At 62.3% G+C, this 16,413-nt stretch carries 16 protein-coding genes; 13 read left to right on the forward strand and 3 right to left on the reverse strand.

Annotated elements, in window-relative coordinates:
- Nucleotides 1–56 precede the first annotated feature (56 nt).
- Complete coding sequence (locus tag ACS3QZ_RS08255; RefSeq protein WP_456037405.1) at nucleotides 57–1,034, forward strand: LysR family transcriptional regulator; 978 nt, start codon at nucleotides 57–59, stop codon at nucleotides 1,032–1,034.
- A 133-nt stretch (nucleotides 1,035–1,167) separates the two neighbouring features.
- On the opposite strand, the gene ACS3QZ_RS08260 is transcribed toward ACS3QZ_RS08255, so the two are convergent.
- Nucleotides 1,168–1,953: a 23S rRNA (adenine(2030)-N(6))-methyltransferase RlmJ gene (locus tag ACS3QZ_RS08260; protein WP_456037406.1), complete on the reverse strand. Its 786-nt coding sequence runs from the start codon at nucleotides 1,951–1,953 to the stop codon at nucleotides 1,168–1,170.
- A 205-nt stretch (nucleotides 1,954–2,158) separates the two neighbouring features.
- Between ACS3QZ_RS08260 and ACS3QZ_RS08265 the strand changes: the two genes are divergently transcribed.
- The 6 genes from ACS3QZ_RS08265 (at nucleotide 2,159) to ACS3QZ_RS08290 (ending at nucleotide 8,869) form a co-directional block, all read left to right on the forward strand.
- Nucleotides 2,159–3,199, forward strand: coding sequence for a rod shape-determining protein (locus tag ACS3QZ_RS08265; protein WP_093090085.1), 1,041 nt, complete (start codon nucleotides 2,159–2,161; stop codon nucleotides 3,197–3,199).
- 72 nt (nucleotides 3,200–3,271) lie between these two features.
- Nucleotides 3,272–4,165, forward strand: coding sequence for a rod shape-determining protein MreC (mreC, locus tag ACS3QZ_RS08270; RefSeq protein WP_456037407.1), 894 nt, complete (start codon nucleotides 3,272–3,274; stop codon nucleotides 4,163–4,165).
- Nucleotides 4,158–4,694: a rod shape-determining protein MreD gene (locus ACS3QZ_RS08275; protein WP_456037408.1), complete on the forward strand. Its 537-nt coding sequence runs from the start codon at nucleotides 4,158–4,160 to the stop codon at nucleotides 4,692–4,694. Before mreC ends, ACS3QZ_RS08275 begins: the two co-directional genes overlap by 8 nt.
- On the forward strand, nucleotides 4,691–6,634 hold the full coding sequence (mrdA, locus tag ACS3QZ_RS08280; RefSeq protein WP_456037409.1) for a penicillin-binding protein 2: 1,944 nt from the start codon (nucleotides 4,691–4,693) through the stop codon (nucleotides 6,632–6,634). Before ACS3QZ_RS08275 ends, mrdA begins: the two co-directional genes overlap by 4 nt.
- Nucleotides 6,631–7,770, forward strand: coding sequence for a rod shape-determining protein RodA (rodA, locus tag ACS3QZ_RS08285; protein ID WP_456037410.1), 1,140 nt, complete (start codon nucleotides 6,631–6,633; stop codon nucleotides 7,768–7,770). The genes mrdA and rodA overlap by 4 nt, the downstream gene beginning before the upstream one ends.
- A 169-nt stretch (nucleotides 7,771–7,939) precedes the next feature.
- Nucleotides 7,940–8,869 carry a 2-hydroxyacid dehydrogenase gene (locus tag ACS3QZ_RS08290; protein ID WP_456037411.1) on the forward strand — a complete coding sequence of 310 codons (930 nt, stop codon included), beginning with the start codon at nucleotides 7,940–7,942 and terminating at the stop codon, nucleotides 8,867–8,869.
- A gap of 1 nt (nucleotide 8,870) precedes the next feature.
- Here the strand turns inward: ACS3QZ_RS08290 and ACS3QZ_RS08295 are convergent, their stop codons facing one another.
- A complete protein-coding gene (locus ACS3QZ_RS08295; RefSeq protein ID WP_456037412.1) occupies nucleotides 8,871–9,662 on the reverse strand; it encodes an SseB family protein in 792 nt (263 codons plus the stop codon).
- Complete coding sequence (locus ACS3QZ_RS08300) at nucleotides 9,659–10,240, reverse strand: uracil-DNA glycosylase family protein (RefSeq protein ID WP_456037413.1); 582 nt, start codon at nucleotides 10,238–10,240, stop codon at nucleotides 9,659–9,661. Before ACS3QZ_RS08300 ends, ACS3QZ_RS08295 begins: the two co-directional genes overlap by 4 nt.
- A gap of 86 nt (nucleotides 10,241–10,326) precedes the next feature.
- Here ACS3QZ_RS08300 and ACS3QZ_RS08305 point away from each other — a divergent pair, with 86 nt between their 5' ends.
- From ACS3QZ_RS08305 to kdsA, 6 genes are all read left to right on the forward strand, one after another.
- Nucleotides 10,327–10,671 (forward strand): ArsR/SmtB family transcription factor, encoded by a 345-nt coding sequence (locus tag ACS3QZ_RS08305; protein ID WP_456037414.1) that lies wholly within the window; start codon nucleotides 10,327–10,329, stop codon nucleotides 10,669–10,671.
- A complete protein-coding gene (locus tag ACS3QZ_RS08310) occupies nucleotides 10,664–11,698 on the forward strand; it encodes a permease (RefSeq protein WP_456037415.1) in 1,035 nt (344 codons plus the stop codon). Before ACS3QZ_RS08305 ends, ACS3QZ_RS08310 begins: the two co-directional genes overlap by 8 nt.
- A gap of 128 nt (nucleotides 11,699–11,826) precedes the next feature.
- A complete protein-coding gene (locus ACS3QZ_RS08315; RefSeq protein WP_456037416.1) occupies nucleotides 11,827–13,074 on the forward strand; it encodes a Na+/H+ antiporter NhaA in 1,248 nt (415 codons plus the stop codon).
- 188 nt (nucleotides 13,075–13,262) lie between these two features.
- Nucleotides 13,263–13,922 carry an ABC transporter ATP-binding protein gene (locus ACS3QZ_RS08320; protein WP_456037417.1) on the forward strand — a complete coding sequence of 220 codons (660 nt, stop codon included), beginning with the start codon at nucleotides 13,263–13,265 and terminating at the stop codon, nucleotides 13,920–13,922.
- A complete protein-coding gene (locus ACS3QZ_RS08325; RefSeq protein ID WP_456037418.1) occupies nucleotides 13,900–15,561 on the forward strand; it encodes a KpsE/RkpR family capsule polysaccharide export protein in 1,662 nt (553 codons plus the stop codon). The genes ACS3QZ_RS08320 and ACS3QZ_RS08325 overlap by 23 nt, the downstream gene beginning before the upstream one ends.
- Nucleotides 15,562–16,395, forward strand: coding sequence for a 3-deoxy-8-phosphooctulonate synthase (gene kdsA / locus ACS3QZ_RS08330; RefSeq protein ID WP_456037419.1), 834 nt, complete (start codon nucleotides 15,562–15,564; stop codon nucleotides 16,393–16,395).
- Nucleotides 16,396–16,413 lie beyond the last annotated feature (18 nt).

Below are 16,413 nucleotides of genomic sequence, written 5' to 3' on the forward strand. Positions count from 1 at the left end.
ACCCCAATATGCGTGAGAAACTTGCGGTTTTTCTATCCATTGCATAGCCTGAGACTATGCCAAGCCGCTTTCGTCGCATCCAGACCCTGCTCACGCCCCTGCGCGTCTTCGAAGCCGCCGCCCGGCTGGGTGGCTTTACCCGCGCCGCGCAGGAACTCGGTATGCGCCAGCCCACGGTCTCGCGCCATATCGCCAATCTCGAAGCGGACCTCGGAGTCGCCCTGTTCCGGCGGGATCACAACAAGCTTGCCCTGACCGAGGCCGGGCGCGACCTTGCCCACGCGGTCGATCTCGGCCTCTCGCACATCCAGACCGCCGTGCACAGTGCGTCGGCCCGCGCCCCGCGCGGCGGGCTGACGCTGGCCTGTTCCTTCAGCTTTGCCCATGGTTGGCTCCTGCCGCGCTTTTCCGACCTGCGCCGCGCCGCCGGGGACACACCGATCCACTTGGTCGTCTCCTACTGGCTCGAAGACGTGAAGCTTGACGATGTCGACCTGATCGTGAACTGGCGCGGCGGAGGCTGGACCGACTGGCCCCGCCTCTCGCTCTTTGACGAGGTGGTCTACCCGGTCTGCGTCCCGGCCTATCTCGACCGCCACCCGCATCTCACCCAAGGCCCCGATGCCCTCGGCGCAGAAGACCTCCTGCATTTCGAAGAACGCGACCATGAATTTGTCAGCTGGGATGAATGGTTCGCCCAATCCGGACGCCCCACACCAAAGGCCCCCGACAGCTACCGCCATTCCAACTACCATTTCATGATTCAGGCCGCGATGGATGGCGAGGGCGTGGCCCTTGGCTGGCACCACCTTGTCTGTGATCAGATCGCCTCTGGTCGCCTCGTGCAGATCGGCGCCCCGCTCCACGCCCGCTCGGGCGCCTATTCGCTGGAATACCGCCCGGATGTCGGCCCGCCCGAGTTGCGCAAAGCGGTGCTCGGCTGGTTCCGCGATCAGGCCGCCGCCCTGCCCCCTGCCCCAAAACCCAGAAAATCAGACAAAGCCAGCGCGCGCGGGCTTAATCCGGCAAAATGACGCGTCCATACCGACGCAATACCGACGTGGTACCGACGCAAAACCACAAGCCCTTTTCCCTGTTAACCAAGGGGTTTGGGACCGATTCGCGCCGCGAATAGAGCACCCGACCGCGCGCAGGCTCGCGCGATCGTTAACCTTTCAGCGCCGCGAATTTCCGGCCCAGCCACTTGGCCTCGTCCTCAAGCCCGAACGGCGCGTTCACGATGAACATGCCAGACCCGACCATGCGATGCCCTTCTCTTGCCGGGGGAAAGCGCACCTCGTGATGCAACACCTTGGCAAGCCCCTTGCCCTTGAGCGCGCCGATCATGCCCTTGTGGCTCCCGTCGCTCAGGATCGGATACCAAAGCGCGATGACACCCACATTCCACTTGCGATGCAGCTTGCCGATAAACTCCGGTATCATCTTGTAATCGCTTTTGATTTCGTAACTCGGATCAATCAGGCACAGCCCCCGGCGCGGCTCGGGCGGACAGACGCCCATGACCATTTCGAACCCGTCCTGCTGATGGATCTTTGCCCCCGACCCGCGCATCGCCACCCGCAAAGCTTCGCATTCCTGCGGGTGCAGCTCGGCCAGCTTCATCCTGTCATCGTCCCGCAGAAGCGCCCGCGACAGCACCGGCGAGCCCGGATAGGACACCGCTCCATGCTTTGCACGCACAGCGGCAAGTGCTTGGGAGTAGGGGTGTTTTTCGTCGAACCATCCTTCGGCCACACCAATTCCCGCAGCTGCCTCCCCGGTCTTGAGCGCCGCGTCATCATCAAGCTGATAAAGCCCCCGCCCTGCATGGGTCTCCAGGTAACTCATCGGCTTGGGCTTTTGCCCCATGTAATCCAGCATCACCGCCAAAAGCGCATGCTTGTGCACGTCCGCCAGATTGCCCGCGTGATAAATATGCTGATAGCTCAACATCTTGCGTCCCCTTGTCCTTCCCAAGTGATGCTCATCTTTTGACCTTGTTTGCAAGGCTTTCGGGCATCCATCCATGGCGCGGCGGATTCACGCGCATTTGCCCCGTGATGGCCCTTTCACAAAGCGTCCGCACTCCATATAAGAAGGTCGGCCCGCTGGCATCAGAGTCGCGGGTCCTTTCTGAATTTCTGGGGAACGGAAAACTATGCTGGGAAATCTGGGCGGCCTGTTCACGTCTGACATGGCCATCGACCTTGGAACGGCCAACACGCTTGTCTACGTCAAGGGCAAGGGCGTCATTCTCAGCGAACCCTCGGTGGTCGCCTACCACGTCAAGGATGGCGTGAAAAAGGTACTTGCCGTGGGCGAGGATGCCAAGCTGATGCTGGGCCGCACGCCCGGTTCGATCGAAGCCATCCGCCCCATGCGCGACGGGGTGATCGCAGACTTCGACACCGCCGAAGAGATGATCAAGCACTTCATCCGCAAAGTGCACAAACGCTCGACCTTCTCCAAGCCCAAGATCATCGTATGCGTCCCCCATGGAGCGACGCCGGTGGAAAAAAGGGCTATTCGTCAATCGGTTCTGTCCGCTGGCGCCCGTCGCGCCGGCCTGATCGCGGAACCCATTGCTGCCGCAATCGGCGCTGGCATGCCGATCACCGACCCGACCGGCAACATGGTTGTCGACATCGGCGGCGGCACCACCGAGGTGGCCGTCCTGTCGCTGGGTGACATCGTTTATGCGCGCTCGGTGCGCGTCGGTGGCGACCGCATGGACGAGGCCATCATAAACTACCTGCGCCGCCAGCAGAACCTGCTGGTGGGTGAATCCACCGCTGAACGCATCAAGACCTCTATCGGCACCGCACGTATGCCCGACGACGGTCGCGGCCAGTCGATGCAGATCCGTGGCCGTGACCTCCTCAATGGCGTGCCCAAGGAAACCGAGATCAGCCAGGCCCAGGTGGCCGAGGCGCTGGCCGAACCCGTACAGCAGATCTGCGAGGCGGTGATGACCGCGCTCGAAGCTACCCCGCCCGATCTGGCAGCCGACATCGTCGACCGAGGCGTGATGCTGACCGGCGGCGGCGCGCTTCTGGGTGATCTCGATCTTGCCCTGCGCGAACAGACCGGCCTCGCTGTGTCAATCGCCGACGAAAGCCTCAACTGCGTGGCCATGGGCACCGGCAAGGCGCTCGAGTATGAGAAACAACTGCGCCACGCCATCGACTATGACAGCTGACGCGCGGTTTGGACCGCGCGCGGTGGCGTGCTACATCTAACCCGTTGAACCTGAACCACTCCCGGGGGCAAGGTGGCCAGAGACCGCAACCAAGGCGAAGATTACACGGGCCCGCTCAAACGCTTGTTTCTGGGCGTGATCCTGCTGTGCCTGCTGGGAATCTTCCTGCTCTGGCGCATCGACAGCCCGCGCGTGGAGCGCTTCCGGGCACAAGTCACCGATCGCATCGTCCCCAGCTTCGACTGGGCCATGGCCCCGGTGACAGGGGCCGTGAACCTGGTCCGCGACTTTCAAAGCTATCAACGGATTGTTGAGCAAAACCAAGAGCTTCGCCGTGAACTTCAGCAAATGAAAGCGTGGAAGGAAGCCGCGCTTCAGCTTGAACAGGAAAACGCGCGACTGCTTGATCTCAACAACGTGCGCCTTGATCCACGCCTGACCTACATCACCGGCGTCGTGCTCGCCGACAGCGGTTCGCCCTTCCGCCAATCCGTGCTGCTGAATATCGGTGCCCGCGACGGCGTCGTTGATGGCTGGGCCACGATGGACGGGATCGGTCTTGTCGGGCGCATCTCGGGCGTGGGCAAGACAACCGCCCGCGTGATCCTGCTGACCGACAGTTCCAGCCGCATCCCCGCCCTGATCCAGCCCTCCGGCCAGACCGCACTGATTGTCGGGGACAACTCGGTTGCGCCCCATGTCGATTTTCTCGAAACCCCCGATCTCGTGCGTCCGGGCGACCGGGTTGTCACCTCGGGAGACGGCGGCGTCTTTCCCGGTGGACTTCTGATCGGGCAAGTGGCCACCGACCCCGGCGGCCGTCTGCGCGTGCGGCTTGCGGCGGATTACGAGCGGCTTGAATTCCTGCGGGTGCTGCGCCATCACGGTCAGGAACAGGTCTCAACACCGGGTCAGATCGTTCTTCCCGAAGCCGTGCCCAATCCCGGAGAAGCCAGCGATGGCTAGCGGTCTGATCCCCCGCAAGTGGCTGATGCGGCTGGGATATGCCGCGATCTGCCTTGCCATCCTGTTCCTGCAGCTGCTGCCGCTGGAAACCACGCCCCGCCGTTGGGCCGGGCCGGATCTGCTGGTGGTTGTGACGGTGGTTTGGGCGGCTCGCCAGCCGAAATTTACCCCGCCCCTGCTCGTAGCCCTGGTCTTCCTGCTCGCCGATCTTCTGCTCATGCGCCCGCCCGGCTTGATGGCGGCGGTCATGGTGCTGGCGGTCGAGGTCCTGCAACGTCGCGCGCCATCGCTTCGGGCCGCGACCTTTGCCGTTGAATGGGCCACGGCGGCGGCGGCAATGATGACGATCATGCTGGCCTATCGCCTTGGTCTTATGGTGTTTTTCGTCGAACGCGCCTCGCTTGGCCTGACCCTGATGCAGACCATCATGAATATCTCGCTCTATCCGCTGATCGTCATGCTGTCCTCGGGACTGTTCGGCGTACGCCACGCCCCGGCGCGCGAAACCGGCATGGGGGCAGCCACATGAGGAAATCGCCTGCGGAAATCGGCGAAAGCCATGTGCGCCTGTCCCGTCGCGCCCTGCTGCTTGGCGGCGCCCAGCTGGCTTTTGTCGCCGGTTTGGGTCTGCGCATGCGTTACCTTCAAGTGGAACAGGCGGACCAGTTCCGCCTTCTGGCTGAAGAAAACCGTATCAATATTCGCCTGATCCCCCCCGCACGCGGCGAACTGTTCGACCGGAACGGCATCGTTCTGGCCCGCAACGAACCGTCCTATCGCATCACCATCGTGCGCGAGGATGCGGGTGATGTTGACGCGGTGATTGGGCGCCTGGCGACGCTGGTCGAACTTGATCCGGATGACCTTGACCGCGCCATGACCGAGATGCGCCGCTCTCCCCCGTTCCTGCCGGTGACACTGGCCGACCGGATCAGCTGGGAAGAAATGAGCCGGGTCGCCGTCAATGCTCCGGCCCTGCCGGGCATCACCCCCGAAGTGGGCCTGTCACGCTATTATCCCCTGCGCGGCGACCTTGCACATGTGGTGGGCTATGTCGGCCCGGTCTCCGACTACGATCTCTCCAAGATCGAGGACCCCGACCCTCTTTTGCGCATCCCCCGCTTCCAGATCGGCAAGGTCGGACTCGAGGCCAAGCTCGAAGACAACCTGCGCGGCAAGGCCGGATCAAAACGGGTCGAAGTCAATGCCGTGGGCCGCGTCATGCGCGAACTGGACCGGCGCGAGGGCCAGCCGGGCGACGATGTGCAATTGACCATCGACCAGCAACTGCAATCCTACACCCAAGCCCGGCTGGGCGAAGAAAGCGCCTCGGTCGTGGTGGTGGATTGCCGCTCCGGCGATCTCCTGACCGTGGCCTCCTCTCCCACCTTCGATCCCAACCTCTTTGTCGAGGGCATTTCGGTCGCCGACTACCGCGCCCTGACCGAAAACGACCACCGCCCGCTCGCGGCCAAGTCGGTGCAAGGCACATATCCGCCCGGATCGACCTTCAAGATGATCACCGCGCTTGCGGCGCTGCAGGAAGGCATCGTCAATACCGAGGACACAGTCTGGTGCCCCGGCCATCTTGAAGTCTCGAACCGCCGGTTCCACTGCTGGAAACGCGCCGGGCATGGACATGTCGATCTTGGTCAGGCCCTGCGGGAAAGCTGCGACGTCTATTTCTATGAGCTGGCGCTGGAAGTGGGAATCGACAAGATCGCAGCCATGGCGGAACAGCTTGGCCTTGGCGTGCGCTATGATCTGCCCATGTCAGGCGTGGCGCGCGGGCTCAATCCGACGCGCGGCTGGAAGGAAACCGTGCGCGGCGAAAGCTGGGTCATCGGCGACACGGTGAACGCCTCGATCGGACAAGGCTTCGTTCTGGCCTCACCGCTGCAGCTTGCGGTGATGACGGCACGGCTGGCCACCGGAATGAACATCTCTCCGCGTCTTGTGAAATCCCTCAACGGAATCGAACAACCCGGCGTCACACCCGAAAAGCTCGACATCAACGAAAACCACCTCCGCCAGATCCGGCGCGGGATGTACGCGGTCTCCAACCACCGGCGCGGCACCGCCTATGGCAGCCGCATCATCGAGGACAATTACCGCCTTGCCGGCAAGACCGGCACCAGCCAGGTGCGCAACATCACCGCCGCCGAACGCGCCCGGGGCGTCACCCGCAACGAAGACCTGCCATGGGAACGCCGCGATCATGCGCTGTTCGTCAATTTCGCGCCTTACGAAAACCCCGAGGTCGCCGTGGCCGTGGTGGTCGAACATGGCGGTGGCGGCTCCAAGGCAGCCGCCCCAATTGCCCGCGACGTCACGCTTCAGGCGCTCTATGGCGGCACACCGCCCCTTGCTGCCTACCCGTCCAAGGATCGCGGCCGCATCCGCACCCAGCAGGAGGCGCTCGAAAAACTTGTTCCGGGACGCGAGATCACCCGGAGGGACCGGGCATGAGTTATCTGGAGTATACCGTCAAACACGTGCCCACCGGCCTGCGCAAGGTGCTGCATCTGAACTGGCCTCTGGTGCTCTTGCTGACCGCCGTCACCGGGGTCGGCTTTCTGATGCTCTATTCTGTGGCGGGTGGATCGTTCACCCCATGGGCCGAACCCCAGATGAAACGCTATGCGCTGGGATTGGTGCTCATGCTGATCGTGGCGATGGTACCGATCTGGTTCTGGCGCTCGGTCTCGGGTGCGGCCTATCTGGCAACGCTTCTCTTGCTGGTGCTGGTCGAGGTCATGGGCTCGGTCGGCATGGGGGCGCAGCGCTGGATCGACCTTGGTTTCATGCGCCTGCAGCCCTCCGAGTTGATGAAAATCACGCTGGTGATGAGCCTTGCCGCCTATTACGACTGGCTTCCCGCGCGCAAGACATCCAAGCCGCTCTGGGTACTGCTCCCGGTGCTGATGATCCTTATCCCAACGGCGCTTGTCCTGCGGCAACCCGATCTTGGCACCTCGATCCTGCTGATCACGGGGGGGGCGATCGTGATGTTCATGGCGGGGGTCCATTGGGCCTATTTCGCCGCCGTGATCGGGCTGGCCACCGGCACGGTCGTCGCAGTGTTCCAGTCGCGCGGCACGAACTGGCAACTGCTCAAGGACTACCAGTACCGGCGGATCGACACGTTTCTGGATCCGTCTTCGGACCCGCTGGGCGCGGGGTATCACATCACCCAGTCCAAGATCGCGCTCGGCTCGGGCGGCTGGACTGGACGCGGCTTCATGCAGGGCACCCAAAGCCGTCTGAACTTCCTGCCTGAAAAACATACGGACTTCATCTTCACCACGCTGGCCGAAGAGTTCGGTTTCGTCGGCGCGGCCTCCCTTCTGTCGCTCTACGTGCTGATCATCCTGTTCTGCATCGCGTCGGCGCTGGCCAACCGCGACCGCTATTCCGCGCTGCTGACACTCGGCATCGCCGGGGCCTTCTTCCTGTTCTTTGCGGTTAATATGTCCATGGTCATGGGGCTGGCCCCGGTTGTTGGCGTGCCGCTGCCGCTGGTCAGCTATGGCGGTTCGGCCATGCTGGTCCTGATGATCGCCTTCGGCCTTGTGCAAAGCGCGCACGTTCACCGCCCGCGCTGACACGGGGTACTCCCGCCCATTCCAGCCGCCGCTTGCGCGACCGCTGTTCCGGTTGGGCGCGGCCGGAAGGCGCGCCCGAGCGGGCGCTGGCCCGGTGGGGCCACGTCTTGCAAATCCATTCGTAGAATGCCAGCAACGGGGGACAGGGAATGAAACGGAAAGGCGCGCCATGATCAACGTGTTATTCGCAGCCAAGGCGGAACGTTGGGAGACCTACGAGGCAACGCTCAACGAGGCTTTTGCCGAGATGGGTCTAGAGGTCGATCTTCGCACCAGCTTCGCCCCGGAAGAGGTCGACTACATCGTCTATGCGCCCAATAGCGACGTGCAGGACTTCACACCCTACACCCGCTGCAAGGCCGTTCTGAACCTCTGGGCCGGGGTGGAAAACGTTGTCGGCAACACGACGCTGACGCAGCCGTTGGCGCGCATGGTCGATCCTGGCATGACCCAGGGCATGGTCGAATGGGTCACCGGTCACGTGATGCGCCACCACCTTGGCATTGATCTTCATATCAAGGGCCAGGACGGCGAATGGCGCAGCTATGTCCCACCTCTGGCCAGTGATCGCCGCGTCACCATTCTCGGCCTTGGAGAGCTGGGCATGGCCTGCGCTCGCGCCATCTCGGGGTTGGGCTTTCCGGTCACCGGCTGGAGCCGCACTCTGAAACAGGCCGAAGGGATCACCTGCCTTCATGGGGAAGAAGGTTTGAACGTGGCACTCGGCAAGGCCGACATCCTTGTGCTTTTGCTGCCCAAAACCCCGGCTACCGACAACATTTTGAACGCAGACAGGCTGGCCCAACTGCCCACCGGTGCTTTCATCATCAACCCGGGGCGTGGACCGCTGATCGACGACGACGCACTGCTTGCCGCGCTTGATGCGGGCCAGATCGCCCATGCCACGCTTGATGTCTTCCGCGTTGAACCCCTTCCCAAGGATCACCCGTTCTGGGCGCATCAACGGGTCACGGTCACGCCTCATATCGCCTCGGAAACCCGCGCCCGCACTGCCAGTCAGGTGATTGCCGAGAACATTCGACGGGGGGAAGCGCGAGAACCGTTCCTTTATCTCGTCGATCGCTGCGCCGGGTACTGAGCTAGCGCAGTTTTGGCGGATTGTCGGGATCGCTTCCCGGCGGCGCGGGGGCATAGTCCTGCGGCAACTCCGACTCGGGCAGGTCAAAGCGCAGCCCCGATCGGGCGAGGTGCCCGGCAACCGGATCAGAGGCCGCGAAGAACCCCACATCCAGCGCCCCGGCTTCGATCCCGGAAAAGGTCAGCGCTTCGTTGACCGCCTTGGCAAGTGCCGACTGCGCCTCGGGAAGCGCGTCGACGAAGCCCAGCAGGTGTGATTTCGCGCCGCTGTCATAGGTGATCCCCACCAGATAGGCCATGCGGGCAAGCCCGGCGGCCGTGCTCAACTTGGCATCCAGCGCCGTCAAAAGAATATCCGGCAATCCGGCAGGCGCCGAAAAACTCTCCGGGCGCGCTTCGACCTCATCGGGAGTATGGGTCAGGGTTTCGCGCAACCACCCCACCGCCTCGGGCGGGATCAGGATCGCACTTGGGGCCACTTCCGGATTGACCGCAAGACCGATTCCCTGGCCAGCCAGCATCCCGGCGATGATCCGCCCCGACATGGCCGCATAGGGCGCGACGCGACCGACGAAGGTCGACAGGCGTTCCTCGGTATCGAAGACCAGCACGAAAGACGCATCCGAGGTTTCGAAGACCTCGGGTGAAATATTGTCGTCCTCGATATCCTTTTCCAGAAGCAGGAACAGTTCGGCATCCGCCAGACGTTCATAGAATCGCAGCCGCGCGCCGTCGTCTTCCGGCGCGGCCTCCATCGCCGCGAATGCGCGGTCCAGTGGGGTTGCTTCACTCATTCCAGCACCTCCTTCAGGCGCCCGCGCAGCGCGGGCAAGAGTTCGTCTTCGAACCATGGGTGTTTCTTCAGCCATGCCGTATTGCGCCAGGACGGATGAGGCAAGGGAAAGACGTCGGGCGCATGGTCGCGCCATGCCGCAACGGTTGCGGTCACACCCGCCTTGCCTCCGAGGTTCCATTTCTGCGCATAGCCCCCCACCAGCAACGTCAGGCGCACATTCCCGAGCGCCGCCATCACCTGATCGCGCCACGTACGCGCACAGATGGGCGGTGGCGGCAGGTCGCTGCCCTTGGCGTCATAGCCCGGAAAGCAAAAGGCCATCGGCAGAATGGCAAAACGTTCCCGATCATAGAAGGTGTCTCCGTCCACGCCCAACCAGTCCCGCAACCTGTCGCCGGAGGGATCCGTAAAGGGGCGCCCGCTCTCATGCACCCGCGCACCGGGGGCCTGCCCGACGATCAGGACACGTGCGCCGGGGCGGAACCAGACCACCGGACGCGGTGCATGCGCGGTAGCCGTGGCCGCAAAGCGCGTCTCGCATAGCCGACAGGCCCGGATGTCTTCGATCACTCCCATGCGCCTCCCTATAGCTTGCGCTATTTATTTCGACAATTTTCGAAATAACACTTGCACGACTCAATCATTTCGATATTTCTAGAAATATGAAACATGATGACCCTACAGATATCTCCCTCGAAGTCGCCGCCTCGACTTTCGCCGCGCTTGGTTCTGAACAACGGCTTTCGGTCCTGCGGTGCCTTGTGCGCGCAGGCAATGACGGCCTGTCGATCGGAGAGCTTGGCCAGCGTACTGGCGTGACCGGCTCGACCCTGACCCACCACATGAAGATTCTCGCGCAAGCGGGGCTGGTGCGGCAGGAAAAACAGGGCCGCTCCATCATCTGTGCCGCCGTTGCCTATGACGCGGTACACCAGCTGTCGCATTTCCTGCTCAGGGAATGCTGCGCCGACTCCTCCCAGCCCGACAAGGACCATGATCATGGCTGAAACAACCCATACCCACACATCACCGGGCAGACGGTGGGGACGCATCGACAAGGCGTGGGGGGCACTGATCCTCATCCTCGTTGCCCTCGCCATGCTGGATCGCGGCCAACTCGTCCCCACGGTACAATTCGCCACCGGGGCGCTTCTGAATACGGCACCCTTCATCCTGTTCGCGGTCTTTGCCATTGGCTATCTCAAGGCGACGGGCGCGGAAAACCTGCTGGCCAAGGCCTTTGAAGGGCGCGAGACCCGCATGATCCTGTTCGCGGCCCTGCTGGGCGGGCTGGCGCCTTTCTGCTCCTGCGAGGTCATCCCCTTTATTGCGGCGCTTCTGGCGGTGGGTGCACCCCTGTCCGCGGTGATGGCGTTCTGGCTGGCCTCGCCGCTGATGGATCCGGCCATGTTCGCGATCACCTCCGGCACGCTCGGCTTCGACTTCGCGCTGGCCAAGCTGATTGCGGCGGTCGGCCTTGGGCTGATGGGAGGCTTTGGCACCATGCTGCTCAAGAACACGCCCGTCTTCACCGATCCTCTGCGCGAAAAACCTCATGTCGGCGGCTGTTGCGGTGTGAAAAAACCCTTCTCAGGCAAACCAGTGTGGAAATTCTGGACCGAGACTGATCGCCGCAACACCTTCCGCGACGCGACAACGGAGAACTTTCTGTTCCTGCTCAAATGGCTGGCGCTGGCCTATGTGATCGAGGCGCTCATGATCCACTATGTCCCGGCAGACTTGATTGCAGGCGTGCTGGGCGGCACCGGGCTCATGCCGATCCTTCTTGGCGCACTGGTTGGCGCTCCAGCCTATCTCAATGGCTACGCCGCTGTGCCGATGGTGGATGCGCTTCTGGAACAGGGCATGTCCAACGGCGCGGCAATGAGCTTCGTCCTCGCCGGGGGCGTGAGCTGCATCCCCGCCGCCGTCGCTGTCTGGGCGCTGGTCAAGCCTCGGGTGTTCTATGCCTATCTCGGCTATGCCATGCTCGGCGCGCTGATCGCCGGGGTTGCGTGGCAGGCCGTCGCCTGAGCCTCAAATTAAGGGCAAAGGCGGATTTGTCGCCTTTGCCTGAAACACCTGCGGCATGGGCGACCGTTGCCCCCTGTGCGTCTCTCCGCTAAGCCGACATGCAGACTTGAATTCAGGGAGGAGAATTCATGTATCGTGTCTGGGGGTTTCTCACCGAGTATTCGCTCCTGCTGATCATCGGCGCAGCAATTGCCCTGATCTGGGCAAATCTCGACTATGCCAGTTATCACCATTTCGTCGAGTTCACGCTTTGGGATCACGCCCCCATCGGGCATCTGCACGACGGGCATCGCACCCTGACGTTGCATTATCTCGTCAATGATCTGCTCATGGCCCTGTTCTTTGCCATCGCGGCCAAGGAAGTCTGGGAAGCCGTGATCCTCAAAAACGGAAGCCTGCGCGGCAAAAAGGCCGCAACTCCGCTCTTTGCTACTGCGGGCGGCATGTTCGGGCCGATTGCGGTGTATCTCGGTCTTGCCATGATCCTCGGATCAGACACCTACAACGCCGTCTCCAATGGCTGGGCGATTCCGACGGCTACCGACATTGCCTTTTCCTACCTCGTGGGGCGGCTTGTGTTTGGGGCGGGGCACCCGGCGGTGCGTTTCCTGCTGCTTCTGGCCATCGCCGACGACGCCGCCGGTCTGATCATTCTCGCGATTTTCTACCCCTCCGGTGATCTCGCACCCCAATGGCTGCTGCTGTCGCTCTGCGCCGCGCTCGCCGTGTTCATTCTCGCGAACTGGTTGCCGCGACGGCTGGACAGGGGCAACCAGCTGCGCCCGAACTCCACCTGGGTGCGCCGCAAACTGCATTTTCTCCCCTACTTCGTCGCAGCCTGCATCAGTTGGTACGGCTTCATGCGCTCGGGCCTGCACCCGGCGCTTGGTCTTCTGCCGATCGTGCCGACCATACCGCATGCCGATCGCGCCTTCGGCATCTTTGCCGAGGCCGAGACCTACCTGCATGACCTTTTGAACGTGATCGAACATGCGCTCAAGCATCCGGTCGAGATCATTCTGTTTTTCTTCGGCCTGTGCAACGCTGGGGTTCAGTTCTCGTCCATGGGCGACGCGACCTGGCTTGTCCTCGCGGGACTCCTGATCGGCAAACCGATCGGCATTCTCTTGATGGGGTGGATCGCGGCAGTACCGTTGAAACTGGGCATTCCCGCCGGCATGCGGATCATCGATCTTGTGGTCATCGGCTGTGTCGCTGCCATCGGCTTTACCGTGTCGCTCTTCGTGGCGTCGGTCGCCTTTGAAACCGGTCCCGTTCAGGATGCTGCCAAGATGGGCGCCCTCTTCAGCTTTGCCGCCGCCGTAATCTCGCTGATCGCGGGCAAGCTGTTCAGGGTACAGAAACAAACGCTCTAAAGGCGAATTCACCCCCCGAAACAGGAGAAAACCGATGCTCCCGCTCCGGTTTTTCTTGTTTCTCGCCCTATTCTTGCCCCAGAGAGTTGCTAAACCGACCTGCAATCCGACATATTGGCCCAAAAGCGCCGACAGAGCGTTAAGGGTTTCGGTGTAAGGTAACGGCAGAGCAGCCCCAGGAGCAGTCAATGCTCGAGTTTGAAAATGTCAGCAAGTCCTTCTGGACCGGCACGCAGCGCAAGGTGATCCTTGACCGCGTGTCTTTCCGTGTGGAACTGGGCAATTCTCTGGGCATTCTCGCACCGAACGGCACGGGCAAGACCACGCTGATCAACATGATGGCCGGGCTTGAAAAACCCGACGAGGGCACGATCCGCCGCGAATGCCGGATTTCCTTCCCACTCGGCTTCATGGGCGGCGTCGTGAGCAAACACACTGCTGTTGAAAACAGCCGCTACATTGCCCGGCTCTACGGGCTTGACCCGGATTATGTCGAGGCGTTCTGCCGCTGGCTCTGTGGTCTGGGCGAATACTTTGATCAGCCCCTTGGCACCTATTCGTCAGGGATGCGCGCGCGCTTCACATTCGCGCTCTTGCTGGCGCTGGACTTCGACATGTATCTGATTGACGAAGGCATGCCCTCGTCGACAGACGTAGACTTCAACAAACGCGCCGGCGAAGTGCTTCGCGAACGCCTGCGCACAACGACCATCGTGATCGTGTCGCACCAGCCGCAGGTGCTGGAAAAATTTGCCCGCTCGGCCGCCGTGCTGCTGAACGGGAAATTGTACATGTTTGACACCTTGGAAGAGGCAAAGCAGCTCTATGACTACCAAACCCAAGGCTAAGAAGTTTCGAATCCGCCGCTCCCTGCCCGCAACCGGGACAGAGGGCGCGACGGCCGTTGCGCGCACCGGTGATCCACAGCCGCCCGCCACGCCTCAAACCCCCGCCCCGCCCCAGGCACGCCCCCGCGCCGTGCCGGATCTGCCGCCGCGTGATGCCGCCACCGGCAAACCGCCTGCCCCCGGCCAGGCAAAATCAGCCGAGCAGGAAATCGACGATATCAAGCGCGAAGGCCTGACCGGGCGCCAATTGCGCATGGCGCGCCGCATGGCGCAGAAAAACGGACTTGCCGCCACATCCGACTATGACGCCGTGCGCCTGTTACGCGCCGCGGGGATCGACCCGTTCGAGCGTGCCAACATGCTCGAGCTTGTCGGCCAGCAGGAACAGGCCGCGACCCCCGCCAAGGTTTCGGAAAACCGGGTGCAGTTGCCCCAAACCATGCCGGTGGACAGGAATACCCTTCCCTCGACTGAAACCCGTTCTCCGGCCGAGATGCGCGCGATCGAGATCGGGGAAATCCAGAAAGATATCGCCCGCCGCCGCCGCCGCCGCCTCATGCTCATGCTGGCGCGCCTGTCGGTGTTTGTCTTCCTGCCCACCATGTTCGCCGCCTGGTATTTCTACTCGGTGGCCACGCCAATGTATTCCACCAAGTCCGAATTCCTCATCCTGCAGGCGGACAATACCGGCGGCACCGGGCTTGGCTCCTTGTTGTCGGGCACACAGTTCGCCACCAACCAGGACAGCATCGCGACCCAGAGCTATCTTGCATCCAAGGATGCGATGGTGCGTCTGGATGCGGACGAGGGGTTCAAGAATGTCTTTGCCGACCCGACCATCGACCCGATCCAGCGCCTGCCGCAGAATGCCAGCCACGAACAGGCGTACAAGCTTTACAAGAAATACGTGAAGATCGGCTATGACCCGACCGAAGGCGTGATCCGGATGGAGGTTTCGGCCCCCGACCCGGCCGTCTCTGCCGGGTTCTCGCGCGCGCTGATCGGCTATGCCGAAACCCGTGTCGACGACCTCTCGCAACGCAAACGCGAAGACCAGATGCGCGATGCCCGGCTCAGCCTCGAAAAAGCCAAGGATGACCGCCGCGCCGCTCAGGCCGCCCTTGTGGCACTTCAGGAAAACTCGGTGCTCGACCCCGAAGGACTCATCGTGTCGCTGCGCAACCAGATTTCCAATGTCGAGATCCAGCTCCAGGAAAAAGAACTGCAACTGGCCGCGCTCAAGGACAACCCCCGCCCCAACCGCGCCCGCATGGCCGGGGTTGAAGGCGACGTGCGCCGACTCAAGGACCTGCTTGAACGGCTGCGCGACAAGATGACCGAGGCGACGGCCGGCGAAAGCTCTCTGGCCCAGCAAACCGCCCAGATCCAGATGGCCCAGGCTGATCTGGCAACGGCTGACCTGTTGATGCAATCGGCGCTTCAGACCTTGAAACAGACCGAACTCGAAGCCAATCGCCAGGTGCGTTACCTGACCACCTCGGTGGAACCGGTCGCCTCGCAGGATCCCTCCTATCCGCGCAGCTTCGAAAACACCGTCTTGGCCTTTCTCATCTTTTCAGGCATCTATCTGATGATTTCGCTGACCGCGTCCATCCTCAGAGAACAGGTGTCCTCGTAGATGAAACATGTTGATATCGCCGGACTGACCGTTGGCAATGACTGCCTGCTCACGGTCATCGCCGGCCCCTGCCAACTCGAAAGCGCAGACCACGCTCAGATGATCGCCGGACGCATGAAAGAGGCGTGCGACGCCGCAGGCGCCCAATACGTTTTCAAGGCCAGCTATGACAAGGCCAACCGCACCTCCGTTTCGGGCAAACGCGGCCTTGGCATCGACGAAGGACTTTCCGTTCTTGCAGGCGTGCGCAAGGCGATTGGGGTGCCTGTCCTCACCGACGTTCACACCGAGGCCCAGTGCGCGCCCGCGGCCGAGGCCGTCGACATCCTTCAGATCCCCGCATTCCTGTGCCGCCAGACCGATCTTCTTCTGGCAGCCGGCGAAACCGGGGCCGCGATCAATGTGAAAAAGGGGCAGTTCCTTGCGCCCTGGGACATGGACAATGTCGTCGCCAAGGTCGAAAGCACCGGCAATTCCCGCATTCTGCTGACCGAACGCGGCACGTCTTTTGGTTACAACACCCTGGTGGCCGACATGCGCGCCTTGCCCCGCATGGCCCAGACCGGCTACCCGGTCGTGATGGACGCGACCCATTCCGTGCAACAGCCCGGCGGCCAGGGTGGCAGTTCTGGCGGTCAACGTGAATTTGCGCCTGTCATGGCCCGTGCTGCAGTTTCACTCGGAATCGCCGCAGTTTTCATCGAAACCCACGAAGATCCCGATAACGCGCCCTCAGACGGTCCAAATATGATACAGCTTGACCAGATGTCTGCTTTGATTGAAACCCTGATGGCCTTTGACCGCCTTGCCAAGGCAAACCCGATTAACCTTTGAACGACCCCCAAAATAAAA

It is taken from the genome of Shimia sp. W99 (assembly GCF_053851455.3).